Source organism: Pseudoalteromonas sp. T1lg21 (assembly GCF_002964625.1).
Lineage (GTDB): Bacteria > Pseudomonadota > Gammaproteobacteria > Enterobacterales > Alteromonadaceae > Pseudoalteromonas > Pseudoalteromonas gelatinilytica.
The window spans coordinates 223,870-238,602 of sequence record NZ_PQBX01000001.1; the positions used below are offsets into that span (position 1 = coordinate 223,870).

The following is a 14,733-nucleotide window of genomic DNA, read 5'->3' on the forward strand; positions in this document are numbered from 1 at the left end:
TGCCTACTCACCCATTTTAAATTTCTTATTAGCCATTGCTAAGTGATTTATAAATCGTATCACCCACGCCAATTAACTTATCATTTTTAAATACAAGTGGCGTACACTCGTCTTTAGTCATCTTGCCATCAGAGTGAATGCTATGCGTTGCATAGAATAATACTTGATACACATCATCACCTTGCTTTAATAACTCGGTAAAGTTAGGTGTATTTAGTTTGTTTAATACCGTTTGGTAGCTGGTATCTAATGCAAGGTTAGAAATCACTTCACGATTATTTTTATGTTGTTGCTGCCAGCTAGATGAGCTTCCCGCCCAATGTGTATCGGCTTCACCGTCAGAAACAGCAATGACACAACCAGTTAAAAATGGTGCAGTTAGCGCGGCAATTAGAAGTGCTTTTTTCATGTTCTTTTATCCCGAAGAAATTGTTTTTTAGTTATTCACTTAATAGCAAACTGCTTGCCAAACTTTTAAATCATAACTAAATCAATTGTTTATGTTGTTTTTAGTCAAAAGGCTAAGTTATAAATTACTAACTACTTAGCTCTATTGACTAATAAATTGCGATTTAGACCAACCTGTTACGCATTTCGCCTTGATTAAATGCTTGGATATTTAACGCAATTTCGTTAACTAAGCGCACGATAGATTCTTGGCTGGCCCATGCAATGTGTGGGGTAAGTAATAAGTTTGCACCTTTGTATTGTGCCAGCGGGTTTTCTTGCTCTGCGGGTTCTTTACTGAGTACATCAACACCGGCTCCGGCAATGACATTATTAGCTAATGCATCAGCTAAATCGGCCTCATTGATGATCCCACCACGAGCAGTATTAATGATGATAGCTGACGGTTTCATCATGCTTAATTCTGCCGCAGCGATTTGGTTGCGTGTTTCATCAGTAAGCGGGCAGTGAACACTAATAATATCAGCAGTGGTCAGGGCATCATTGAAACTAACACGACCTTCACGAGGCGTTTGGCCTTTTCGTTCACTGATGATGACATTGGCACCAAAGGCACGCGCTACATCGGCAACGGCTTTACCCAGCGAGCCATAACCAACAATAGCCAGTGTTTTGCCGGCAATTTCATTAAAGCTGTAATCTAAACGGCAAAACATGGGGCTTTGTTGCCATAAGCCTTGCTGGCAATCATTAATGAATCTGTGAGTATTACCCAGTAAATTAGTGATGAGGGTAAAGGTATGCTGCACTACACTCGGTGTTGAATAACCTGCGACATTGGTCACTGCGATGCCATGCTCTTTTGCTGCACCTAAATCAATGTTGTTAGTCCCTGTCGCTGCAACACATATTAATTTTAAATTAGGTAATTTGCTCATGGCGTGTTGATCAATCACCACTTTATTACTAACAACGACATCGGCATCTTGGCAGCGCTCAACAACCTGTTCTTGGGCGGTTAAGTCGTAACAGGTTAATTTACCTAATTGCGCTAGGGCATCTAACGACGTGTTGGCTAATGTTGCTGCATCAAGGACAGTAATATTCATGTGCTTTCCTTTTTTAATTTATTGCTTGACCTTGGGGTGTACTCCAAGGTTTATAGTGAGCATAATAATTAAACGCTTCACAATGGAGACGGTGATGAAAATAGGTGAGTTTGCACGCCAGTTGGGTGTCTCAACAGATACGCTAAGGTACTACGAAAAGCATGGTTTGTTAACGCCAAGTTCGCGCTCAGACGTGGGATATCGTTTTTATTCTGAGAATGACTATAAACAAATGGCGTTTATTCTCAGAGCAAAGAATGTTGGCTTTAGTCTGGCTGAGATCAAAGAGCTATTGCAAATCAAGTTTCATAAAGATCAGCATTCTTGTCATGAAGTTAAAGAAATGACGTTACAAAAACGCGATCTCGTTGCACAACGAATTGCAGAGCTTACTCGCTTTTATGACTCACTTTCATTATTAGCAGATAAATGTTGTGGCGGCGAAGAGCCTGCTGAAAACTGTTCAATACTAACGACGCTGGAGGATATCGATGGACTTACTCAATAATTTTTGGCATCTATTTTTACTCTCAGCGCCTTGGTTAATGCTGGGCTTATTCATAGCGGGTCTTCTCAATGTGTATTTGCCTGCTAACTTTCTTAATCGGCATTTAGGCAAAGAAGGGTTATGGACCACAGTTAAAGCAGCCTTTATTGGTGCTCCAATGCCCTTGTGTTCATGTGGTGTGATCCCTGCGGCTATTGGTTTAAGAAGGGCGGGGGCGTCAAAAAGTGCCACCACGGCATTTTTAGTTTCAACCCCTGAAACTGGGGTCGATTCGGTTTCGGTATCTTATGTGTTGCTTGGCCCATTTATGGCGGTGATACGTCCTATTGCCGCCGTGTGCAGTGCCATTGTGGCCGGTGTCTTAGTGGGCAAAGACAGTGAACTTCATCAACCGCAAAGTACACAATCAGATCAAGAAACTACTAAAAAAGACTCTTGTTGTAGTAGTAAACAACCTGAGCATAAGACCACAACGAGCTGTTGCAGTAAAGAGGCAACTGCTAAGCCCGCACAAAGTTGTTGTAGTAAGCAAACACCTCAAGAGCTTGAGCCTGTTAAAACAACAAGTTGTTGTAGTAGCAAGGGATCGCAACCAATTCAGGAGCCACAACACAGTTGCGCAACTGAAAAAGCAGCACCTTCGCAGAAAAGCTGTTGTAGCAGTGAGCAGTCAACTAAAGCCGTTGAAAGTCGTTTTAGCAAACTGAAACGTGCGGTGAGCTTTAGTTGTAACAAGCTGCTTGAAGACACCATGATTTGGTTAATGATCGGTTTATTCTTTGCTGCTCTGGTACAAACTTATGTTCCAGAATCTTTTTTAAGCCAGTGGGGTAATGGTATTTTTGCGATGCTGGTGGTTATTTTAATCAGTATTCCTATGTATATCTGTGCGACTGCATCGACACCTATTGCGGCAGGCTTATTACTCAGTGGTGTGTCTCCAGGGGCGGTGCTGGTGTTTATGTTGGCAGGGCCGGCAACCAACATTGCAACGCTTGGTGTGGTTGGAAAAGAGCTTGGCAAGCGTGCGGTATTTGCCTACCTAATTGGGGTGATTGGTACGGCGCTGGCATTTGGCTTTTTAACCGATTATTTAGTGGCGCAATATGGTTTTGTGGTGGCGCCGATGATGGGTGAAGAGCATGAAGTTCTACCACATTGGTTAAGCCTGATAGCAGGTATTGTATTGGCAATTTTAATCCTTAGATTACTGCTAAAAATGGTATTAAAAAAGTCGTCTCAAACTGGTAAGAGCATTGCGTAATTGTTTGTTGTAAAATAATTTTTTTAAATTTACTGGCATTTAACTTGGTTAACTACCGCGTCTCGGTTCGCATTTAAAATTGCCTGAGTTATAATCCGCCAATTATTTTTAACGGCACGCTCTGCGTGCCGTTTTTTAACTTAAGTAGTTTTTAATGAGTGAAAGTGTGGATAAATACGCCGACATAAGACCTTACAATGATGATGAAGTAGCTGATTCAGTAGCGCGTTTGATTGCTGATAATGCCTTTGTAGATGTAATCGCTAAGTATAACCTACCGCGCTTTTTATCGAACTTCCCATTTATTACTCGCCCATTAGTGCGCAGTCAGCTGCGTAAAAAGTGGGGCAACACCGCATCGGTTGAGCAAGTTCAGCATGAAGTGGCTGATTATTTAAATAAACTAATCACCCGTACGACTTCAGAAGTAACGTTTTCGGGCATCGATAAACTAGACCCAAAACAAGCTTACTTATTTATCTCTAATCACCGCGATATCGTGCTTGATCCTGCGTTGGTGAATTGGGGCTTGTTCAAGCACAACATGCCGACAGTTCGCATCGCAATTGGTGATAACTTACTGCAAATTCCTTATATCACTGAGTTAATGCGTTTAAACAAAAGCTTTATTGTAAAGCGCTCAGCGAAAGCTCCGAAAGAGATGTTAAAAGCGTTGTCGCAGCTGTCTGCTTATATCTATGACTCACTTGCTGAAGGCCACTCAATTTGGATAGCGCAAAAAGAAGGCCGAGCAAAAGACGGTTTTGACCAAACAGATCCAGCCTTACTTAAAATGTTGCAGTTACAAGGTCGCAAGCAGAAGAAAGAATTTGCTGAGTACGTTCGCGAGTTAAAAATTGTACCAGTGTCTATTTCTTATCAATACGAGCCTTGCGCGATTGCTAAAGCGAAAGAGCTTTATCACAAACAGCAACATGGTCAGTATGTGAAACAGCAGGGTGAAGACATTGCTAGTATTGTTGAAGGTTTTAGTACAGCAAAAGGGCATGTACATTTAGCGTTTGGTGAGCCAATTGAGTCTGGCTGTGAATCGCCTGAAGAGCTGGCAAAAACCATTGATCAGCAAATTGTTGATTCGTTTTTCTTACACCCAGGTAACTATATAGCGGGTGGTTGTACGCAAGCTGTGATTGATGAAAAAGATGCAGCAGCTTTTAACGAGCGCATCGCGAAAGTGCCAGAGGAGTTAAAACCTTTGGTATTAGCTATGTATGCTAAGCCTTTTCATCGTAAAGCAGAACTTGCCACAAGCGAATCTGAGTAAGCGAAACAGATAGTTTAAGAAGCCACTTTTTAAAGTGGCTTTTTTTATGGTTAATTTTCAGGCTATACTTTTACTATTACTTATTAACCGGCATTTGTGATGCAACAAATTGAAATATTTGAAATTCCAAGCCCTTGCAAAGGGATATGCCAAGTTAATAACCGGGGCTATTGTAAAGGTTGCTACCGTAGTCGTGACGAGCGTTTTTATTGGAATAAGTTTACCAATGCAGAAAAACGTAAAGTCATTAGCTTATGCCAACAGCGTTATAAACGTTACCTTCAGAAAAAACAGCAGGCAGAGCAACAACACACAAACCCTGAGCAAGGTGGCTTTGATTTTTAAAATTTACTGAGGTTGTATTTCGATTTTAAAAATTGCACCGTGCCGTTTTCATCAAGCTTTTTAAGTACTTTGGTCAGTTGCGGTATTATTGCCGCATGACGCTTATGAACAAAATGAAAGCTCTTCATCGGCATTAAAACTTGTTTATGGAAGGCTGTTTGGTCAAAGCCAGGGTGCTTAGTCGACAATAAAAAGTCTAACAAGATGGTCCCTTCAACACGTTTTTGCGTCAGTAAGTTAAGCTGCGCAGTGACATTTCTAACCTTGATCACATCGCCTTCAAATGGGTGGTTATCGATATAACTCTGAGCCGCCGGGTAGCTTGACTGAATTGCTAACGATTTAAGTTCTTCATATTGACATTGTCGGCAATTTTTCAGTAGCACTAAATTAAAATCAAAAAGTGGGTAGTCCACCTTCAATAAATTAGGATAATCATCTTTAACATCAGCAATACGGCCTAGCTGTCCATCAAGCACTCCTTGGTTTGCGGCAACCAGTGCATTTTGATGATTAAAATCGATTTATGGATTTCATAGCCAATTTCTTTGTATGCCATTTTCATTAAATCAATAACATAGCGAGCTTGTGGTGTATCGGCAGGGCGATTAAAGATCAGTAAATTGGTGCTGGCACTACTTGAGAAGCAAAAAAACAGCAAAAATAAGGCGAATCTGTGACTCAGATATTTTGACAACATGCGTTCCTTGCGTACATAAATTGCTCGTTAATTTACTGATATGTGTTTCCAAAATCAAGTTTATACGCGGGCTTTTAAACTAATAAAAGGGATTAAAGCCTGTTAATTTTGTTATACTTGCTAAATTAAAATTTTATTGCTGAGAAAGTATGAGTTTCAATCTATGTAAATTGCCACGAGAGCAAAAATATCAAATTCAACTGGATTACGAAGCGTCTTTTTGGGCTTACCAAATAAAGCGTGGTAAAAACACCCGTGAAGGTGTTTATACTGCAATAAATAGTCGTCCAATATCTGAGCAAGCGTTCTTAAAGCAGCAGTTTGAGCATTACCTTTCGCTAATGAGCTAACCATGACTGCGTTTAGATTTTGTTTACTTGAGCCAATTAAAACGCCGTTAGTAAATAAATTTTATGATAAACACAAGACACGCGGTCGAGCGACCAAAGCTGACCAAGTATGGGTTGCCTACAAAGAGACAGAAATAATTGCCGCTTGCCGAGTTCAAAACCAAGCTGGGCTGTTATTTTTATCAACCCTTTATGTGGATGAAATGTGGCGGGGTCAAAAAATTGCTTCACAATTACTTGCTACCCTAACTGCATCACAAAAAGGGACGGTTTTTACCTTCGTGTACCAAAATCTGATTGATTTTTATCTACAAAATGGGTTTAACTATGCATTAACATTACCCAATTCTTTGCAATCGTTGTTTGAGGTATATGCGCATCGAAACGTAGTTGCGATGCACTTTACGCGTGACACAGTGCCAAGTTAGCAATTTGGAACGTCAATGACTAAGTTCTTCTCCAGTATAACGTTATTTTTTATTTTGACCTGTGGCTTGTTTAGCCATCCCGCTATCTCGCAGGTAAAACGTTTATCAACCAGTGAAGGCTTATCGCAGAGTTATGTAAACACCATGCTTATCGATAACAGTGGCTACTTGTGGTTATCGACTGAAGGTGGCCTCAATCGCTACGATGGTTATCAGGTGGTCCATATTAAAGGCCCTAATGGTGAGCTTGAAGATGCCATCATTGACCGTATTTACCAAGATCCACAAGGCTATATTTGGATAGCTTCGCTACAAGCGGGTTTGTTCCGTTACGATCCCACTTCCGATACTTATCAGCAATTTATTGCTAAACCAACCACTGAAGAGCAAATTTTTATTGAGTCGGTGTTTAGTATGGTGGCTGTTGATGACAAAACACTATGGCTAGGGCGTGGCTGGGATTTTGCCAAACTAGACTTAGAAACGAAAAAAATCACCTCTATTTTTGAAATACCTGAACGTGTAAAAAGCAGTGTTATTCGTGAGCTTTTCGCGTACCAAGGTTATATTTTTATGGGTACCAGTAATGGTGCTTATGTCTATGAGCTGGCATCAGGAAAAGTCCGTAAGCTTGATCATCTGCAAAATGAGCCAACTCATATTTATCAAAATTATGTCAAATCATTCGCTATTATCAATGAACAAACATTGCTAGTGGGTGCTGTTAGAGGCCTTTATCAGGTTGATATTAGTAATTTAAAAGCAATGTTTGATACCCCAGACATCGCCTTTAAAAATAAAACACTCATCAGTGAATTAAATATTTGGAAGATTATTCCAGAGGCTAACTCGATTACGCTTGGCACTGACAAAGGGTTATTTGAATATAACCTTGAAACAGGTGAGTTAGCTAAGAATATGCGCTTAAAAGAAAGTGGTTACACACTAGCTGACACCAGCATTATTGATATTGTGAAAGACCGCTCTGGTGGAATGTGGCTGGCAACTAAAAATGATGGGGCGTTTTATCAGTCATACGACAATTACAATTTTATTAATGTGACCGCCAATTCATTAAAAGGCGATGGGCTATCTCATCACTCAATTTGGAGTATTACTGAGTTTCAAAATCGTCTTTGGCTTGCCACCCATAATGGCTTAACAGCGGTTGATTTAGAAACCTACGAAAGTGAAGTGTTTTTGAAAGATTATCAGGTTGACTTAATAACCACTGAGTTTAGTGTTTATCAAGTTATGCCCTACAAAGATAAGTTATGGCTGCATACTAATCGCGGCATTTTAAGCTTTGATCCGAAAACCGGGCAGGCCACGCCTGTCAAAGCGGCAAACCCCGATAATCAGGTTTTAATTAACGATTGGGTGCACGGCATATTGTTGATGCCATCGGGCGATCTTTACTATGTTCATCCTGATTACGGCATGTTTGTTTATAATATTGATAGCCAAAAAGTAACCAGATTAGGCGGTAAATTTGATGAATTTGAGCCGTTTTTAGCCTACGGGTTTTTACCAGCGTTATCTTCAAAGCCTGATGCGCCATTATTTTATAATGCGGGTATTCTTTATCAAGTTGATCCCAAAACTTACGAGCTTTCGACGATTTACAAAGTGCCTGAACAGCATGAAAATGTTGCTGTGAATGTGATGTCTTACATCATAGATAACAACAATGTGTTGTGGTTATCGCTTTCAAACTTTGGATTAATCGGCTTAGACGCCAGCACCTACGAACATATTTATACCATCGACCTTGAGAAGAATAAGTTAGGTACTTTGTTATACGACATGGTGCTTGATGAAGCAGGCATGATCTGGATGAGTAGCCACAAAGGACTTTGGCGACTGAACCCAGATAATTTACATTTTCAGCAATTTACTGGCTCAGAAGGGTTATTCTCAACCGAGTTTAATAGTGGGGCATTTACTAAGCTTGAGTCGGGGCAAATTGTCTATGGTACGCTAAAAGGATTTACCTATTTTTACCCTATGGATAACCACTATCAGCAAGCTTTGATTGATCACGTAAATATAACCAACCTTGATTTAATGTCTCGTGATTTACCCGCTGAGCTAAAACAGCCAATCGACAGTGTTGTCCTTGAGCATGATGATATAGGCCTCGAAGTTGCCTTTTCGGCGATGGCATTTAACTATCAAGAACGTATCATTTATGAATACCAACTGGGTGATGGTCAAAAAACCTATACCCGCAATAACAACCGGGTGCTGTTCCCAAAACTCAGTGCAGGAAAATACCACCTTAAGGTATGGGCAAAAGATCCACTAACCGGCGATTTAACGCCGCCCGCTATTTTAAATATCGAAGTGAAATACCCCCCTTGGCGTGCGCCACACTTTATAGTTTTATATGTGATTTTGGTTGCACTGTTTGTTGCTGCTTGGGTGTTTAGACGTAACCGTATGCAACAAATACTGCTAGCTGCCCATAAAGAAAGTAAAGAGAGTGAAGCGCGATTGAAGCTTGCTCTTGAAGGCAGTCATTCTGGGGTTTGGGATTGGTCATCGCAAAGCCCGATTATTTATCAGCCGCGTCTTAAAAATGAGTTAGGCTATGAAACTGACAGCGTTAATTTAGATGATTATTTAGCCAAGATTCACCCACATGATAAACAAACTTTCCGTTTAGAGTGGTTAGAATTTTTATCAACGCAAAAAGGCTATTTCAATTGCACTTACAGATTACGTCATGCTGATGGCAATTGGCGTTGGTATAAAGACTTTGGCAAAGTGGTTGAGTGGCAAGACAGCGCCCCTGAAAAAGTTGCTGGCACTTACACGAATATGACTCGCGAACTGGTATTTGAAGAAAATGCCCGCTTGTTTGGTGCGGCATTTGAACAAACCCGTGACTGGGTGTTTATCTTAGATAAAAACCTGCGTATTCGTGCTACCAATAAGTCATTCCAAGATGCCTTTGGTTTCCCTGCAGAGCCTCGCTCTAGCCGCTCGCTCACACTTGGTATGCCTATCTCTACCCGTATTCATTATCTGCGTATTATGCAAACGTTGAAATCGGGCGAGCATTTCTCTGCCGAAGATGTGGTTGAAGTTGCCAGCGGTGAGAAACGCCAAGTATTAATAAAAATTAGCGCGGTGGCGGGCAGTAATCGCCAGCTTGATAGTTACGTCATTATTGTTACCGATATTAGCGCGCAAAAGCTGGCTGAAAGCGAGCTGCATTTACTGGCCAATTACGACGCTTTGACGGGGCTGCCAAATAAAACCTTATTCAATGATCGGGTTATTCATGCCATTGAACAAGCTGATTACCATCAAACAAAAGTCGCCTTATTAAACGTTAATATTAAGCGCTTTAAGCACTTTAATGATTCGCTCGGACGTGAGGAATCAGATGAATTAATTAAGCGTGTTGCTAAGCGTTTAAAGCTCGTATTGCGCCCACAAGATAGCGTGGCTCGTTTCGATGGTGACGAGTTTGTGATCCTTGCTGAAGATTTTAAGCAGCTTGATGAGCTACTGCTGTTATGTGCAAAAGTAATGGATTGTGTCGATACCCATATTGAACTGAGCCAGCAAGCTGTAAAAGTGAACCTTAGCGTTGGTGTTGCTGTTTACCCAGATGATGCAAAGGATACCAAAGCATTGCTGAAAGCCTCTAATGTGGCACTGTATCACGCGAAAAGTCATGTCGAGAGTTGTTATCAATTCTATAAGCAAGAAATGAACTTGCAAGTGCAGCGTACTTTGCATCTTGAATCTCAGCTAAGCAAAGCCTATCAAGAGCACGAGTTTTGTAATTTTTATCAGCCAATCGTGAGTGCACAAACAGGTAAAGTCGCAGGACTTGAAGTGTTACTACGTTGGCCTAGTAATGATGAATATAAACCAGAAGACTTTGCAAATGCTGCAGAGAGCTCAGGGCTAATTACCAAAATTATGTTGCAAACCCTTTCAAGAGCATTAATTGAGCTACGCCAGTGGCGTATCACGCATCCTGATCTATATGTTTCTATAAATCTCTCTGCCCTCGATTTTGAAAGCGAGAATCTAGTTGAGAAAATACATCAATCAATAAGCGCAATTAAAGTGCCTGCAAGCGCGTTAGTGTTTGAGATCACCGAATCAGTAATGATGCATGATTCAGATAAAGCGCAGCAAAGTATGGAAAAACTCAAAGCCCTAGGCTGTCGTATTTATATGGATGACTTTGGTACAGGCTATGCGTCACTGACCTATTTGAAACGTTTTCCGGTTGATGTGCTGAAAATAGACAAGAGTTTTGTCAACGACATCGGGGTCGATAAAGGTGATGAAGCGATTATCAACTCAACGCTTACCTTGGCAAAAAGCTTAGGGAAAGAGTGTGTAGCCGAAGGGGTTGAAAACCACACGCAATTGCAATTTTTACGCACTTTAGGCTGTGAATATTTCCAAGGTTATCTGTTTAGCAAACCTGTGGCAGGTGATGAAGTAAAAGCGCTTTTAGATACTCAATGGGATGAGGAATTTTTAGGGTAAAGCCAAGGCTTTACCCTTTTCGTTAATCTTGGCGTTTTCCGCAGTGGCGGCAATATAAGTTACGATTGCGGTTTTTAAGTTCGTTATGAATCGCTTTATTCGCCTCTTGCTGACTTAAACCCAGTTTGTAACGTAAGTTTTCTAAGTGTTCTTCTTCAACTGGCGATAAATGCCCATCTTCAACGGCTTCGTGGACAGCATCGGTAAACACTTGTCTGCGTTTACGTAACTGCTCAGAAAAGCTTGAGGCCAACAAACCGGTTGGAATAGCCACCATGCCCATACTCACTAGTGTGATGGCACCACCAAATAAGCGACCAAGGGGAGTCACAGGTACGACATCGCCATAACCAACGGTTGTTAATGTCACCATGGCCCACCACATCGCAGCAGGAATAGAGCCAAATTTATCGGGCTGCACATCGTGTTCAATTAAATAAATACCGCATGAGGCAATGATCAAGACCACAGCCATAATAAAAAATGCCGCAAGCAGTGAGCTGCTTTCTTCTTTAAATGAATTTAATAATAGCTGCATCGCCCTTGAATAGCGGGTCAGTTTAAAGATACGCATTAACCTAAGCACTCGTAAGAAGCGTAAATCAACACTCACAAAGACCATCAGAATGGTGGGTAAAATCGCGATCAGATCAATCAGCGCCAACGGCGAAAAGAAATATCTAATGCGAATTTTTGAGTTTGTTAATGGGCTTTCTTTATGCACGCTTTTATCTACACAAGACCAAAGTCTGAGCACATATTCTAAGGTGAAGATACCGACAGAAATCAGCTCAATCATTAAAAATTCGTGATGATATTGTTTTGCTAAAGGGCCAACCGACTCCAGCACAATTGCCACCACATTGACCATGATCAGCGACATCAAAAATACGTCGAGTGCGCGTCCTATACGTCGATATTTACCGTTACCTTCAAAAACTCGTGCAGTGTAATTTCTTAAACGATGCAAAATAGTGATCCAGTTTTAGTTAAGTTTTAGCACCATGTTAATGCTGCCCTCTTCAAAGTCGCGGGTGATCTTAAACCCGAGTTTTCGTGCCAGTTCAATCATGCCGGTGTTTTCTGGCAAGGTGATACCTGCAATTTGTTTAACGCCTTGGTTTTTACAATGCTCAATTGCCGCGTTCATTAATATTGTGCCAAGCCCTAAACCTTGGCAATCAGAGCGCACCACAATTGCAAATTCCGCATCGAGCTTGTCTGGATCCATCAATACACGAGATACCCCTAATGTACAGGCTGAACCATTTTGCTCTTGGCTGACAATAAACGCCATTTCTCGGTCATAATCAATTTGCGTCATTTTTGCGAGCTGATCATGGTTGAATTGCGGTAATTCACCGAAGAAGCGCTTATATCTGTCTTCTTTACTCAATGATTGATCAAACTCTAAGTGTGCTTGCTCATCTTCCGGTTTGATAGGTCTTAGCTGTGCTTTGGTATTGTTTTTAAGGGTTACTTCTTTCACCAATTCAATCGGGTAGGGGCGAATACACAAGCGTTTACGGTTCGCTTTTGCTTTATAACGGCTAAGGCCAATGGTTGCATCAAGTACCAAAAACTGCCCGTTGCTGGCTAAAATAGGGTTTAGCTCAACACTAGTGATATCAGGTTGGTCGATAACCAGCTGCGAGATACGGGTGAGTAGGGCACATAAACGGTATTTATCGACTTTTTCTGGTAGTACGCGGTCTTTAAGTACGCCTTTATCGTGCGCCGCAGCAATCAGGTATTTTGCCAAGTTCATATTCAGTGGTGGTAATGCCACTGCTGCTTGAGCGAATTCAAGTCCGGTGCCTGCTTCACCCAGTAAGATCACCGGGCCAAAGTTAGGTTCTGTTTTTATAGCGATACGTAGCTCATTAGCACCCGCTCGTGGCGCCATCTTTTGCAGTGAAAAACCTTCTATATGGGCATCAGGGTAGGTGTTTTTGATTCGTAGCAGCATAGCAAAGGCTGTTTGTTCAACTTCTTGCGCATCATTTAAATTAAGGACCACACCACCGACTTCTGATTTTGAAGGAATACTTGGGCTAATAAGTTTCAACGCTACCGGAAAACCCAGTTCAATGGCTTGCTCTTTGGCTTCTGTTGGTGTGTAAGCAACCTCAGTTTGAATACAATCAATACCATAATGAGTGAGAATTTGGCTTGCTTCATGGGTTGATAGATAGCTTTGCTCTTCGGCTAAAAACTCATTCACTACAGTGCGTGCTGCGTCTTTATTTATCTTTGCATCATCGGTGTTCGATTCTGGCGTTTGCGTTAAATGTTTTTGGTTACGACGATAACTTACCAAGTGCATAAACGCACCAACCGCACCTTCAGGTGTACGGTAGGTCGGAATGGCATTATTAGCGCAGACCTTACGCGCAGCATACGCGGCATCTTCTCCCATAAAGTTCGTCATAACATAAGGGCGTGCCATCTTCGGGATTTTCTCTAAGGTTTCAACAATGATCTCTGCATAATCTTCACTCGGTGCAAGCGCAGAAGGGGTGTGAATGATCAGCAGGTTTTTAACTTCTTTGGCTTGCAGCAAGATTTCTAACGCTTGTTGATAGCGTCTTGGCGCTGAGTCACCAAAAATATCCACCGGATTCGAGGTCATTTCTGATTGCGGAATCACTTTATTAAGCGCAGCTCTGGTCTCGTCGCTAAGCTCTGCCAACTTTCCTGAGCTTTGCAAGAGCGTATCCACAGCCATGACACCTGGGCCGCCGCCATTGGTTAAAATAGTCAGTTGCTCGACTTTAAGTAGTTTGGGGTGCATTGCTAGCGTTTGTGTAGCAGCAAAAAGCTCTCGTAAGTCGTTTACTCTTAACATACCCGCTCGTTGGAATAGCGCATCATAGACCGCATCTGAGCTTTGTTTGCCACCAGTGTGTATTTCTGCAGCAAGGGCTCCGGCACTGGTTTTACCGGTTTTAATAGCAATGACGGGTTTACTAAACGCAGCGGCTCGCGCTGCAGAAATAAAGCTGCGAATATCTTCTATATTATCGATATACAACAAAATAGCCTTGGTTTTTGCATCGCGGCCTAAAAAGTCGAGTAACTCATCAAAGTCGATATCAAGGCAATCACCTACAGACACAAAATATGAAAAGCCAATCTCTTTGTTCTTCGCCCAATCAAGAATCGTTGAGCAAACCGCGGCCGATTGCGACACAAAAGCGAGCTTTCCTGGGCTTGCAACTGTGTGCGAAAAACTAGCATTTAAGCCAATGTGAGGAATCAGCAAGCCCAAGCAATTAGGCCCAAGTAAAGAGACATTAGCCTCAGCAGCTGCTTCTTTCAGTGCGTGCTTTTGGTCGGCGTTTAAACCCGCAGCAATCACCACTGCATGTTTACAGCCAAGCTCTCCAAGCTCATTAATGATGTTGATTAAGGTGTTTTTATTAGTACAAATAACCGCAAGATCAGGCACTTTAGGTAGTGCAGCAATGCTCGGGTAGGCTAATACGCCGTGTACAGCGCTGTGATTTAAGCTAACAGGCATGATTGGGCCTTTAAAGCCCCCTTGTAAAAGGTTGCGCATAACCACAAAGCCCGCTCGGTTAGGGGAATTTGAGGCGCCAATGACCGCGACTGATTTAGGGTTAAAAAATTGGCTAATACGTTTAACGCTCATGCTGTTTCCTTCGCTTGCGCTGTTTGTTAAAACTTCAGGGTCTGTTAAGTTTAATACACCCAAACTAGAACCGACACGCTTCTAAAGTATTAAAAGTTATACTCATAAGATAACCTGTTTATAACTACTTTTCGAGTCAAAAACAGTGACCTACATCAAG

The 14,733-nt window shown here is 41.7% G+C and carries 13 protein-coding genes; 7 read left to right on the forward strand and 6 right to left on the reverse strand.

Annotated features, from left to right (window positions below):
- Positions 1-28: 28 nt before the first annotated feature.
- Together C2M25_RS01060 and C2M25_RS01065 are read right to left on the reverse strand one after the other, a co-directional pair.
- Positions 29-409 carry a DUF3192 domain-containing protein gene (locus C2M25_RS01060; protein WP_063702046.1) on the reverse strand — a complete coding sequence of 127 codons (381 nt, stop codon included), beginning with the start codon at positions 407-409 and terminating at the stop codon, positions 29-31.
- A 163-nt stretch (positions 410-572) separates the two neighbouring features.
- Complete coding sequence (locus C2M25_RS01065) at positions 573-1,517, reverse strand: D-2-hydroxyacid dehydrogenase (RefSeq protein ID WP_063702048.1); 945 nt, start codon at positions 1,515-1,517, stop codon at positions 573-575.
- Positions 1,518-1,611: 94 nt separating this feature from the next.
- On the opposite strand from C2M25_RS01065, the gene zntR reads away from it, so the two are divergent.
- The 4 genes from zntR to C2M25_RS01085 all read left to right on the forward strand — a co-directional run bounded on the left by zntR (position 1,612) and on the right by C2M25_RS01085 (position 4,919).
- Positions 1,612-2,025, forward strand: coding sequence for a Zn(2+)-responsive transcriptional regulator (gene zntR, locus C2M25_RS01070; RefSeq protein WP_082874003.1), 414 nt, complete (start codon positions 1,612-1,614; stop codon positions 2,023-2,025).
- The gene (locus C2M25_RS01075) at positions 2,009-3,289 is read left to right on the forward strand and encodes an SO_0444 family Cu/Zn efflux transporter (protein WP_063702050.1); all 1,281 of its coding nucleotides are present in this window, start codon (positions 2,009-2,011) and stop codon (positions 3,287-3,289) included. The genes zntR and C2M25_RS01075 overlap by 17 nt, the downstream gene beginning before the upstream one ends.
- Positions 3,290-3,443: 154 nt before the next feature.
- On the forward strand, positions 3,444-4,574 hold the full coding sequence (locus C2M25_RS01080; protein WP_063702052.1) for a 1-acyl-sn-glycerol-3-phosphate acyltransferase: 1,131 nt from the start codon (positions 3,444-3,446) through the stop codon (positions 4,572-4,574).
- A gap of 99 nt (positions 4,575-4,673) precedes the next feature.
- Complete coding sequence (locus tag C2M25_RS01085) at positions 4,674-4,919, forward strand: DUF1289 domain-containing protein (protein ID WP_063702055.1); 246 nt, start codon at positions 4,674-4,676, stop codon at positions 4,917-4,919.
- Here C2M25_RS01085 and C2M25_RS01090 read toward each other — a convergent pair.
- The gene (locus C2M25_RS01090; RefSeq protein ID WP_105180169.1) at positions 4,916-5,398 is read right to left on the reverse strand and encodes a hypothetical protein; all 483 of its coding nucleotides are present in this window, start codon (positions 5,396-5,398) and stop codon (positions 4,916-4,918) included. The genes C2M25_RS01085 and C2M25_RS01090 overlap by 4 nt on opposite strands.
- Complete coding sequence (locus C2M25_RS01095) at positions 5,380-5,619, reverse strand: hypothetical protein (RefSeq protein WP_105180170.1); 240 nt, start codon at positions 5,617-5,619, stop codon at positions 5,380-5,382. Before C2M25_RS01095 ends, C2M25_RS01090 begins: the two co-directional genes overlap by 19 nt.
- Before the next feature lie 149 nt (positions 5,620-5,768).
- Here C2M25_RS01095 and C2M25_RS01100 point away from each other — a divergent pair, with 149 nt between their 5' ends.
- From C2M25_RS01100 to C2M25_RS01110, 3 genes are read left to right on the forward strand one after another with little or no spacing between them, the layout of a single operon-like run.
- A complete protein-coding gene (locus tag C2M25_RS01100) occupies positions 5,769-5,969 on the forward strand; it encodes a DUF3283 family protein (protein WP_054562754.1) in 201 nt (66 codons plus the stop codon).
- A 2-nt stretch (positions 5,970-5,971) separates the two neighbouring features.
- Complete coding sequence (locus C2M25_RS01105) at positions 5,972-6,397, forward strand: GNAT family N-acetyltransferase (RefSeq protein WP_063702060.1); 426 nt, start codon at positions 5,972-5,974, stop codon at positions 6,395-6,397.
- Between the two features lie 15 nt (positions 6,398-6,412).
- Positions 6,413-10,918 (forward strand): EAL domain-containing protein, encoded by a 4,506-nt coding sequence (locus C2M25_RS01110; RefSeq protein WP_105180171.1) that lies wholly within the window; start codon positions 6,413-6,415, stop codon positions 10,916-10,918.
- 22 nt (positions 10,919-10,940) lie between these two features.
- On the opposite strand, the gene C2M25_RS01115 is transcribed toward C2M25_RS01110, so the two are convergent.
- A complete protein-coding gene (locus C2M25_RS01115) occupies positions 10,941-11,888 on the reverse strand; it encodes an ion transporter (protein WP_063702064.1) in 948 nt (315 codons plus the stop codon).
- 15 nt (positions 11,889-11,903) lie between these two features.
- Positions 11,904-14,573, reverse strand: coding sequence for a bifunctional acetate--CoA ligase family protein/GNAT family N-acetyltransferase (locus C2M25_RS01120; protein WP_105180240.1), 2,670 nt, complete (start codon positions 14,571-14,573; stop codon positions 11,904-11,906).
- Positions 14,574-14,733 lie beyond the last annotated feature (160 nt).

Coding starts and splice junctions, on each gene's coding strand:
- C2M25_RS01085 (WP_063702055.1), top strand. CDS start 4,674: ATGCAACAAATTGAAATATTTGAAATTCCAAGCCCTTGCAAAGGGATA.
- zntR (WP_082874003.1), top strand. CDS start 1,612: ATGAAAATAGGTGAGTTTGCACGCCAGTTGGGTGTCTCAACAGATACG.
- C2M25_RS01080 (WP_063702052.1), top strand. CDS start 3,444: ATGAGTGAAAGTGTGGATAAATACGCCGACATAAGACCTTACAATGAT.
- C2M25_RS01065 (WP_063702048.1), bottom strand. CDS start 1,517: ATGAATATTACTGTCCTTGATGCAGCAACATTAGCCAACACGTCGTTA.
- C2M25_RS01100 (WP_054562754.1), top strand. CDS start 5,769: ATGAGTTTCAATCTATGTAAATTGCCACGAGAGCAAAAATATCAAATT.
- C2M25_RS01075 (WP_063702050.1), top strand. CDS start 2,009: ATGGACTTACTCAATAATTTTTGGCATCTATTTTTACTCTCAGCGCCT.
- C2M25_RS01110 (WP_105180171.1), top strand. CDS start 6,413: ATGACTAAGTTCTTCTCCAGTATAACGTTATTTTTTATTTTGACCTGT.
- C2M25_RS01105 (WP_063702060.1), top strand. CDS start 5,972: ATGACTGCGTTTAGATTTTGTTTACTTGAGCCAATTAAAACGCCGTTA.
- C2M25_RS01120 (WP_105180240.1), bottom strand. CDS start 14,573: ATGAGCGTTAAACGTATTAGCCAATTTTTTAACCCTAAATCAGTCGCG.
- C2M25_RS01060 (WP_063702046.1), bottom strand. CDS start 409: ATGAAAAAAGCACTTCTAATTGCCGCGCTAACTGCACCATTTTTAACT.
- C2M25_RS01095 (WP_105180170.1), bottom strand. CDS start 5,619: ATGTTGTCAAAATATCTGAGTCACAGATTCGCCTTATTTTTGCTGTTT.